This window comes from Chloroflexus sp., assembly GCF_034432675.1.
Classification (GTDB): Bacteria; Chloroflexota; Chloroflexia; order Chloroflexales; family Chloroflexaceae; genus Chloroflexus.
Map to the genome: position 1 here is coordinate 1 of NZ_DAOUBI010000059.1, position 9189 is coordinate 9189.

Sequence of the window (9189 nt, forward strand, 5' to 3'; positions counted from 1 at the left end):
TCGCGCCGAACATGTTTTGCATTGGCGCACAATGTCGGGTAATGGGGTAGGGGCGGGTTCGGAACCCGCCCCTACACCGACGATAATGATAATGCCGTGCACATGATTGGGCATTACCACAAACGCATCCAATTCGATGTTGTCCACATGGTTGGGTAAATCGTACCATGTCCATTCCACCATCTGCCCGGCCTGGTTTAACCGCATTTGGTCATCTACGATGTCGCCGAACAAACAGGCGCGGCCATGGGTGACGATGGTGACAAAATACGCGCCGGGTTGGGCGTAATCGTACCCCTTCAGCCGAATGGAGCGGCGATAGTGTTTGAGAGGGTCATAAGTCGTAGGCGTTCCCTGTCTTCCTGGATTGCGCCTCCCACGCCTCCAGCACCAGCCGGCGAGTGCGGTATTCGCCGTGCTGGCGCAGTTCCTTCTTCTTCAGCACGCGGAAGGTTTCGCCGGGGAAGTCGGAGTCGGCCACGCGGTCGGCGTAGCCGACCGGGTCGAGCGGGTCGCTGACCGCTTCCCACGGATCAAGGATATCTTCCAATTCTCGCGCAGTCAGGTCGGCGGGGTCGAGGATGTAGCGCAGTTGTTTGCGGGTCAGGCCGTAGCGCCGGGCGTAGTAGGCATCCAACTCGGCGCACACCACGGCGCGGCGCACCGCATCCCACCTGAAAGGCGGCAGCGGGCAGCCTGTCTGAGGGTCGGTGCAGATGGCCGGATCGGCTGCCTTCCAGTCCGGCGGCTCCCAGGCTTGCCCGCCGGCCTGTTGAGCATGGGATCCCCACTGCGTACGCAGGCGGGTGCGCAGCGCGTCATCCGCCTCGTGCCATACGTCGTCGGCGAAGGGCTTCAGGTCCCAGGCGGTGTAGGTCAGTTCCAGCACGCGCGGGACGATGAAGCGCAGGTCGGCAGCGGTGTAGGCCGAGGGCGGAAGGACGGGAAATTGCTCCACGTAGAAGAAGTTCATATTGACGCCTGCCTGTTTCTGGCGGACAACCCAGTCGAAGGCCAGGCTCTGAAGATTAGCAACCAATCCAGCCAAGAAATATGCGGCTATGTCGCCGAAAAGGAGGATTGGTAGGCTATGCCCCACCCCTACTTTGGGAAACAAACTAAAGATGGCGGTGCGCTCGTTGGTGGCATTGGTCACATTCCGAAACCCCAGCAGCCAACGGTGCGGCCAATCGCCGAGGCGGGCTTCGACCTCTGCTTCGGGCACCCAGTACCAGGGCTGGGCGAGGAAGCCCGGGTCGGCGTGGGCGGCGTCAGTGGGCGTGGGGAGCTGGGTGCTGGCGCGCACGTCAACGCCTGCGTAACTGCCGAAGCGGTGGTCGTAGTGCCAGATCATTTTGGCTTCGTAGAGGGGGAGCGCCCGCATCCCCGGCCCCCCCGCCCCCGTCAGCGGATCTTCCAGGGTGGGGGCCACAAACACATTCCCCATCAGCCGGTAGCCTGCCTGCTCCAGTTCCGCCCGCGTGCGGAAGAGATGCGAGTCGTTGGACATGTGGAACATTGCCAGAAAGCGCACGCCCCACGGGTTCTCCCCGGTACGCTCGTTCACCAGCACCGGTACGCGCTCGTAGATGGCGCGGGTCAGGTCGGCGTCCTGGCGGGTGCGGAAGACCGGCAGGGTGCGCGTGTTGGGGTTGATGCGGGCGATCTCCTCTGCCGAGAGGGAGAAGCGACGGCGCACGTCGTGCAGGTGCTCGGCGCGGGTGCGGAAGAAAGCAAATTGGTAACAGCGCACGGCGGCGGGTTGCAGGCGCTCTCCCGCTGGCGCTTCGTGGCTCGCCAGCGGCGATCGCTCCAGCGTCAGCAGGCAGAATTTCATACGGCTATCTACTGCCGGAAAGAGTCCCTCGCGGTTCTCAAAGTCGAAGAGGCTGACCAGGTGTCCCTTCTCCACCAGGTCGGCGAAGAAGAACTGGTTGGTAGCGTCGGTGGCGATGCCGGTAGGCAGGAGGATGCCGGCGCAACCGCCCGACCTGAGCAGGGCGCACGCCCGCTCGGCAAAGACCGAGTAGGTGTTGATGTCGCCGCGGCCGGTGAGTGGGTACTGACCCGAGCCGCGCAGGAAGCGGCTGGCGCTTTTGGCGGTGTATAGGGCGCGGCAGTAGGCCTGCCACAGCTCAGGGTTGCGGTGGGGTAGCTGCTCGATCAGGCGTTTGCGGGCCGCGGCGTTGGGCGCTTCGGCGATGTCGGGGTCGCGGGCGGCAAAGAATTCCTGCTCCTGCAGCTTGATACGCTCCCAGGGCGGGTTGCCCAGCACCACGTCGAAGCCGCCCGCCGCCAGCACCTCCGGGAACTCGAGCGGCCAGTGGAAGAAGCGGTTTTCCTCGGCCAGCGCCACGGCCTGGGCCAGGGTCTGCGGCAGAGCCGGCTGCCCGGCCAGATGGCGGCGCACCACGTCGGTGGTGATGGGGATGGGGGCGGCGGACAGGTCTTGGAAAAAGGCCGCGCTCCACAGGTCGCAGGCCTCTTTTTGCCTGCGCCAGTGCGGGTCGGCAAAGCGGGTTTCATACAGTTGCCGCTTGCAGCGCACGTGCTCGGGGCTGTCGTCGGGCAGCGCCTCGATCTGGCGGCTGACTGCCGAGAGCGGGGTCAGGGCGGCGTTCGGGTTCCACTCAAACAGCGCCATCTGCCCCTCGCGTTCTCGGCGGTTGTGACGCTTGAGGTCGGCGGCGCGTCGTTTATCGTCGCCGGAGACGGGATCGAAGGCCGCATCGGGCACGCCGTCCTCCAGGGCGTGCAGGTCGAGCACGCCGACCAGCGAATCGCCGCATTTGATGCGATGGTCGAGGAAGGTAAGCGGCTTGCCTTCGGCGTGGGATTCGAGCCACAGCGCCACGCGGCACAGCTCCACAGCCAGGGGGTTCTTGTCCACGCCGTAGATGCAGTGGGCGACCACCTCGCGGGTAGCCGTGCGCACCTGCTCTGGCGCCGGTTCATCCTCGCCGGTGCGGATGCGCGCCAGCTCCTTACCCAGGCGGCGGGCGGCGGCCAGCAAAAAGTGGCCCGAACCGGCGGCAGGGTCGAGGACGCGCAACGAGAGGAGCGCCCGCGCCTGCTCCTCCGGTGTTCCGGCCGCCCGCAGCCGCGCCTGCAGCACCGGCTCCAGGGCCGATGCGACCAGTTCGCTGACCAGCTCCGGCGGGGTGTAGTACGAGCCGGTGGATTTACGCTCCGAGCCGTGAATCAGGTCGAACATCGGGCGGCCAGCGGCGTCAACGGTCACCACGGGGGAGTAATCCAGCAGGCTTTCGTAGACCGAGCCGAGTTCTTCGGTGTCCAGCGCGGCATAGTTGACGCGGCGTGGCGGCTGGGAAGAGCTTTCCTGATAAAAGGCCAGATGCCAGAACGCCTGCAGCAGGTCGCGGTTGGTAATGACGGCGCTATTCAACACCAGAGGGCTGAACAGCTCCCCGTTCAACGGCGGCAGGCGCAAGAAGGCAGCCAGCGTCTCGTCGGCCAGGGTCAGCCACAGAGCGCACAGGCTGTGCCAGAGGTCCTTATCGTCGCTGTAGGCGGCGCGCTGTTCGGCCAGGCGGCGCAGGCGCGTCACGCCGTAATGCGCCAGATAGAGTGGATCGTCGCCCATCAACCCGCGCTCTTCCGCCACCAGTAGGAAGAGGAAACGATAGACGAGACGCAGCAGGTCGCGGTAGAACGCTTCCGAGGTCAGGTTCCCCTCACCGAACTGCTGCCGCAGCGAGCCGTTGGCGGGGTGCTGGAAAAAGCCGTTGGCGAGGGTCTTGATGCACACTTCCACCCCGTCGCGCAGGTGCTCGCGCACCCGTCCGCCCTGTTCCAGCGCATGCTGATAATACCGCTCCAGCAGACACTCCTGGGGGGCGTCGTCCTGGGGCAGGCGGGAGCGATGGAGCAGACGGTAGAGAAGGACGAAATCGGCGAAGCCGTCTTCCTCCAGAATGGCGCACAGGTCAAACTCCACGTAGGCCTGGCGGCGAACGAAGGTGGAATCGCGCAGCAGGCGCAGGATGATGCCGTTGGTCGTCAAACCCCACAGGTGCTCGGAGCGGTTGAGATACTCCTGCACCAGGGCGTGCGGCGAGAGGCGCGTCCTCCCGGAGGGAGCCAGGCGTCCCAGTTCCTGCCGCGCCCCGACGATGTGCACCGGCGGGGCGGACTCAGGCTCGCCGGCGCGGTGGGAAATGGCAAAGCTCATCCCGTCCACGATGAAGGCGCGCGGGTTGTAGCGCAACTCATAGCCCAGCAGGCCGAGGAAGGGGATCACCCAGGCATCGCGGGTGAGGGAGGTGGCCAGATCAGCGTCGGGCAGGCGCGCCAGGCGGTTTTGGAACACACCCCACAGGGTGCGGGCGTCGTTGAACGCAGCGGCGATCTCATCGGTCAGGCTGCGGCGAGCGGGCAAACCGAAATCGGCCGCCTGCTGGCCGGGCAGGTCGCCAGCGGTCAGCGCTTCGAACACGTCGGGGCTGAAGAGCCCGCCTTCGATGCGGATAGCGGGAGAGGTCTTCATAGGCTTCTGTCCGGTTCCAGCACAAGGATTCCCAATAGGTCGACCGGCCACTGCGGCCGCACCGTCAGGGCGCGGGTGCGCAGGTGGACGGCCTGGCGGATGCGTTTGTGGGCCGCCTCCAGATCGCGGGCGCGGGCCTCAATCTGGGGTTGAAGATACTCGGCGATGGCACCCCATCGCTCGAGCGCAGCCTCGATGCGACGCCGTTTTTCGGCCATGGCGAGGTTGGCGTCGGATTGGGCTTCCAGCAGGCGCAGGGTTGCGAATTCGTCCAGCCAATGCGGCGCCCCATCCGCGCCCTGGGTATAGCCGAGCGTGCGCACTTCTTCCGCAAAGAGCGGGGTGCGTTCGGGCTGCTCGATCAAGTAGCGCACGCGCACGAGCAGCAGGGTCGTGGTCTGCGAGACGGCGCGGGTGCAGAGGACGCCACAGCGGGCAGCGTGGGCCTGACCGGGGCGGGTGAGAGCCTCTTCCAACAGAAAGCGCGCCAGCGCGACGACAAAAGGATGGTTGCGGCCCAGATACGCGGCCCCTTCAGGCGTGGGCGAGTCGAAACTGATCGACCAGGGCGGCGGCGCACGGCGCACCGCGGATGGCGCAGGGGCCGGCAGGGCGAAGCGCACCGGTTCAGGCAGCAGCGCGAGGTTGGCCGCTTCCAGCGGGATGCGGTAGACGCCGGGGCGTTTGGGGTCGCGAGCGATGTGCAGACCGAGACGCTGGGCGGCGGCCAGCACAAAAGCGCACACGGCATCCGGGTCGCCTAGCACGGCGTCGGTGGCCTCCAGTTCGCGCTGCACCTCCTGGGGCTTGAGCGCACGCTGGGCGAAGCGGGTGCGGTTGAGCCGCTCGCGCTCGGCGTCTTGCTCCCACCGGCGATGCAGCGCCTGCACGTCGTGCTGCGCAAAGTCGAAGGCCAACTGGCGGGCCGCCGTGGCCCTGCCGCCCCGCAGGAAGAGAGCGTTGAGCACGGCCTCGGTCACGCTCTCGCTCTCGGCCGGCACCGGCACGTGCGTGCCCAACGTCCGGTAGATCTGGCGCACCTTGTCGAGCAGGACCTCAATCACCACACCGTCGACGGGATTGTCAGGGCTGAAGTAACGGATGGTTTTGACCTCCGGTGCGGTCTGCCCGTAGCGATCCACCCGCCCCTCGCGCTGCTCCAGCCGGTTGGGGTTCCAGGGCAGGTCGTAGTGGATGACTGCGGTGAACTTTTGCTGCAGGTTGATGCCCTCCGAAAGGCAGTCGGTGGTCACCAGGATGCGCGGGCGGTCGGTCTCGATCTCGTCAATGCGGGCGCGGCGTTCTGCATCCCCCTGCCGCCCGGTGATGCAGACGACGCGCACGTCGGCAGACAGATGCCGTTGCAGCTTGTGCTGCTGTCATTACGCTTCCCCGCGCGTCAAGACGACGCGCACGTCGGCAGACAGATGCCGTTGCAGCCCTGCGGCGACATATTCGGCCGTCGCCACGTAGCGACACCAGATAATCGGATGAAAGCCATCGCCGAGCAGGCCCTCGACCGTGCGGATGAGGCCGTCCAGTTTGGTATCCTGCCACGCTTCGATGATGCGAGAGGCCAGGCGGCCCAGCTCGCGCAGGCGGCGGCGGTCGCCTTCCGGCAGCGTGGCCTCGGTCGCCTCTAGGGGTGCGGTGGGCTGTTCGTCGTCGGTGCGCTCCTCGCCCGCTTCAAAGACAAAGCCGCGAAAGTCCACCGCATCGTCGCCTTCGTCCTGGCGGGCGTGGCGGGTCTCCAGGGCGGCCAGGGCCGCGGCCGGGCTGGACATCACGCACCGGAGCAGGGCGAGTGCGCCCCAGTAGCGCACGCGGCGTTTACGTTCCTCCAACTGTGCACCGGTGCGCACGATCTCGGCGCAGAAGTCGTAGGTCTTTTCAAAGAGCGTGCGGTACGCCGGCGAGAGGCGGTAGGTCTCGTCGGCAGTGAGGCGACGGGGGAAACAGCGCTCGTGTTCCCAATCCTGCTCGATGTCCTTGCGCGTGCGCTGGACGAAGTGACGGGCCAATTCCACCCGCTGCGTCTCATCCAGGTTGTTCAGGTCCCACGCGCCGAATGTGGGCTTGAGCAGGGAGAGCAGCGAGCGGAAAGCGGTCTCGATGCCGCTGTGGGGCGTGGCGGTGAGCAGGATCAGATGGCGGCGCTCGTCCTGCGCGATGGTGCGCACCAGGTCATGCCGCTGCTGCTGGCTTTGGGTGTGGGTCAGGGTAGCGCCGTGCGCCTCGTCCACAATGACCAGGTCGGGGCGTGCAGGAGGAACTGGTGGCGGTTGCGCTCGCTCTTGACGAAATCAATGCTGATGACCTGAATCGGATAATGTTCGTAGATGGTGCGCGTGGGCGGTTTGCCCCGTTCCAACTGGCCCACCGTGCCAGAGCGGATGACCACGGCTTCCAGATTGAACTTTTCGTCCAGCTCGCGCTGCCACTGGTCGCACAGGTAGGGCGGGCAGAGCACCGCCAGGCGCTTGATCTCGCCGCGGTCCCACAGTTCGCGGGCGATGAGCAGCGCTTCGATGGTTTTGCCCACACCAACATCATCGGCGATGAGCAGGCGCAGCGGGTCTAGGCGCAGCGCCATCAGGAGCGGGACGAACTGGTAGGTGCGCGGGCGGATGGAGATGCGGCCCAGGGAGCGCAGCGGGGTGGCCCCCTCGCGCAGGGTCAGGCGGGCGGCCTGCCAGAGCAGGTGGGCGCTGGTGGCGTCGGCGAGGTCAGCGGCCGTCGGCAGGGGGAAGGTCGCGGACTGCAGGTGCTCGGTCGGCAGCGTGTAAGCGAGGCGGTCGGCCAGCCCTTTGTGAATGGCGACCGTCTCATCGGTGGCGCCGGTGAGCGGGCGGAGCAGATAGCGATCGGGGTCCTCGTGGGGCAGGAGCACCCAGTAACGGTTACGGACCTGAACGATGGTGCCGGGTTGCATGGTTCCCTCTCGGTAGTGAACAGGTATTCCAGGAAGGCGACCAGATGCTAGCTCAGAGTCTGAATGTTCATGGCGATCTTCCTGCTATTTTGAATCGTTATACGCTCACTCGGCGTTCAGCAAGGCAGACTTGTTCACCAAGGCACGAAGGTAAGCGTCTTGGCGCGCTGAACGGCGACGTTGGGAGTGCGGTGAAATTATATAACAAATTCGGCAGTTGTCCGACCTGACGTTTCGACTAATGGCCCGCATGGGCTGGTCGCCCCAGCCAAGCCCTGAAAGAGCCCCGACAAGAACACCTCATCAGGATGCGGTCAACGAATGATTACGAAGGAGGCGCACAGCCCCCGCCGTACCAACCCTGCATTCATGCGAGCCAGATGTGCCCCTCCCTGATGGGAACGCCATCGCACTGGGCGCTCGTAGCCAATGAAGCCCAAGCTAGTCTAAACGTCAATATACACACGCTGGCGAAAACCTGATGACACTATCACGAAACGTAAACCTGGCTTTAAGCCCGGAGGACGTTTACGCGAATCGTTCCTGAGGTGCGAGACATCTGATTACGTAATCTTCTCTCGGCGTGTGATATCAAATCTTCACCGATACCGTGCATCATTGCTGATAGACCCAATTCATCAGTGCAGTGTGGCGGTTGCTTCGCTCCGGATAGTGGACTTCCTGCGCATGCTCGTCCATCGCCTGTCCGCCATTCCCATGACGGGAGCGGGAGGAGGCTGATGAGCAGACCGGACACCTTCCACAATCCACCCATCGCTCACGCGCTGTCAGCTCATTACGGATACTCAAGCCCAATAGACGTGCTCTGCACGCCAGTATTCCCGTAACCGGCAGGGACACTGTGACGACCCGCACCAGACCATAAGAAAGGTGGCTGCGGCAGCTAAACTGCCGCGCTCCAGACTACACGACACGGGCAACCCTGTCTGGCAATGGCTTCCTCTCCGAAATACGATCTCACTGCGCGTATCACAGCAATGCTAGTGCCGTGCTTTCGCACTCAGGTGTGGTGGAATAATTGTCAGATCACGGGTTATGAGCGTTATCCCACCAGATTCGATATCAAAGACACCTTATTCTGGCTAACGCAACCGCCCCTGCTCCATATCGTACTTCCCGGCCAGATCATCCTGCACCGTCTGCGGTGCCCGTTTAACGCCGGTCAGGTAGGCTGCCCGGTCGAGCATATGAGCGGCGACCGGTGCCGTCAGAAAGAAAAAGGCGATCAGGGCAATCATCTTGGCCGCTGCCACCAGATCGCCGTGATGCACCGCCACCGACAGCAGAACACCGGTAATACCCAACGTGCCAGCCTTACCGGTCGCATGGACGCGCGTATAGAGGTCGGGTAATTTCAGCATCCCGATTGCTGACAGCAGCATGAACAGCACCCCAATAGTTGCCAGGATCAGGGTCACAATCTCGTTCAAGCTCATCAACTGCGCCCCTCCTCGATATACCGCGAAATAGCCACCGTCCCCAGAAATCCCAATACAGCGACAACCAGAATTGCATCGACCAGACTCAGTTGGTCGGTAATCACCACGTAGAGCGCAACCAGCGCCACCACGTGAACCATCAGCGTATCAAAGGCCATTGCCCGATCAGGAATACTCGGCCCCATCAGGAGGCGAGCGGTGCAAAGGATCATGGAGATAGCAACGACCCCCATTAAACTGGCAACGATTATCGTAAATAGCGTCATGGCGTGCAACCTCTACGGAAACAG

6 protein-coding genes and 1 pseudogene are annotated in these 9189 nt (G+C 64.3%); all 7 read right to left on the minus strand.

Features of this window, described 5'->3' with window-relative positions; all coding sequences use genetic code 11:
- Positions 1–207, minus strand: a pseudogene (locus VAE55_RS04845) (hypothetical protein); the annotation flags it as partial.
- Positions 208–334: 127 nt separating this feature from the next.
- Positions 335–4507, minus strand: coding sequence for an Eco57I restriction-modification methylase domain-containing protein (locus VAE55_RS04850; RefSeq protein WP_322814677.1), 4173 nt, complete (start codon positions 4505–4507; stop codon positions 335–337).
- Positions 4504–5850 carry a helicase-related protein gene (locus tag VAE55_RS04855; protein ID WP_322814678.1) on the minus strand — a complete coding sequence of 449 codons (1347 nt, stop codon included), beginning with the start codon at positions 5848–5850 and terminating at the stop codon, positions 4504–4506. The genes VAE55_RS04850 and VAE55_RS04855 overlap by 4 nt, the downstream gene beginning before the upstream one ends.
- A 39-nt stretch (positions 5851–5889) precedes the next feature.
- Positions 5890–6750 (minus strand): hypothetical protein, encoded by an 861-nt coding sequence (locus VAE55_RS04860; protein ID WP_322814679.1) that lies wholly within the window; start codon positions 6748–6750, stop codon positions 5890–5892.
- Positions 6723–7439: an SNF2-related protein gene (locus VAE55_RS04865; protein WP_322814680.1), complete on the minus strand. Its 717-nt coding sequence runs from the start codon at positions 7437–7439 to the stop codon at positions 6723–6725. The genes VAE55_RS04860 and VAE55_RS04865 overlap by 28 nt, the downstream gene beginning before the upstream one ends.
- Positions 7440–8542: 1103 nt before the next feature.
- A complete protein-coding gene (gene mnhG / locus VAE55_RS04870) occupies positions 8543–8896 on the minus strand; it encodes a monovalent cation/H(+) antiporter subunit G (RefSeq protein WP_322814681.1) in 354 nt (117 codons plus the stop codon).
- A complete protein-coding gene (locus tag VAE55_RS04875; RefSeq protein ID WP_322814682.1) occupies positions 8896–9165 on the minus strand; it encodes a monovalent cation/H+ antiporter complex subunit F in 270 nt (89 codons plus the stop codon). Before VAE55_RS04875 ends, mnhG begins: the two co-directional genes overlap by 1 nt.
- Between the last annotated feature and the right edge of the window lie 24 nt (positions 9166–9189).